Source organism: Mesorhizobium sp. 2RAF45 (assembly GCF_052115225.1).
GTDB classification, from domain to species: Bacteria; Pseudomonadota; Alphaproteobacteria; order Rhizobiales; family Rhizobiaceae; genus Mesorhizobium; species Mesorhizobium jarvisii.
This window is the reverse complement of the sequence record NZ_JBFRGG010000039.1, coordinates 1-981: the sequence shown is the minus strand read 5'-3', so window position 1 is coordinate 981 and position 981 is coordinate 1. Positions and strand designations below refer to the sequence as shown.

Genomic DNA, 981 nt, shown 5'->3' with positions numbered 1-981 from the left:
AAACTCGCCGACTTCGAGACCAAGGGCTCCGACCAGATCGTCGTGGCGACGATTCCCAGCCTCGACGGCGAGGAGATCGAGCCCTATGCCAACCGGCTGTTCCGCTTCTGGAAACTCGGCCAGGCCGGCGAGAACAACGGCGTGCTTCTGCTGGTCGCCAAGAACGACCACAAGATGCGCATCGAGGTCGGCTATGGGCTGGAAGGCACGCTGACCGACCTGCACACCAAGCTGATCATCGAGAACGACATGGTGCCGGCGTTCCGCGCCGGCGATTTCCCAGGCGGCATCTCCAAGGCTGTCGACGACATGGTCATGGTGCTGGAAGGTCATCCCGAGGAACTGGAAGCGCGCGGCAAGCGCAACCAGCAGGCGCCGTTCAATTCCGACGACCTGTTCTTCGCCATTTTCATCAGCATCTGGGCGATCATCTTCTTCGGCAGCATCGCCGCCTCCATCCTGCCGCCGATCTTCGGCAAGAAGCTTGGACCCGGCCGCTATCGCTGGCTCGGCATGACGTTCGAGCCCGGCCGGCGCTCCTCAAGCGGCGGCTGGTCCTCCGGCAGTTCCGGCGGCGGCTGGTCTTCGGGCGGCGGTGGCTTTTCCGGCGGCGGCGGTTCGTCCGGCGGCGGCGGCTCCTCGGGAAGCTGGTGACGGCATGCCGACACGCCGCCTGCCGAGGCCCGGCTATTTCAACCCGACGATCCACGTTGTCCTGGCTGTTCTGGCGCTGCTGTTGTCCTGTTTCGCGGGTTTTGCCGCCGAATTGCCAGCGCTCACCGGCCGCGTCGTCGACAATGCCGGTATCATCGATGCCGGCACCAAGGCGGCGCTGACACAAAAACTCGCCGACTTCGAGACCAAGGGCTCCGACCAGATCGTCGTGGCGACGATTCCCAGCCTCGACGGCGAGGAGATCGAGCCCTATGCCAACCGGCTGTTCCGCTTCTGGAAACTCGGCCAGGCCGGCGAGAACAACGG

2 protein-coding genes are annotated in these 981 nt (G+C 64.8%); both read left to right on the top strand.

Features of this window, described 5'->3' with window-relative positions; genetic code table 11:
* On the top strand, window positions 1-654 hold a 654-nt coding region (locus AB4Z43_RS33480), incomplete at its 5' end, for a TPM domain-containing protein (protein WP_441940993.1).
* A 4-nt stretch (window positions 655-658) separates the two neighbouring features.
* On the top strand, window positions 659-981 hold a 323-nt coding region (locus AB4Z43_RS33475; RefSeq protein WP_441940991.1), incomplete at its 3' end, for a TPM domain-containing protein.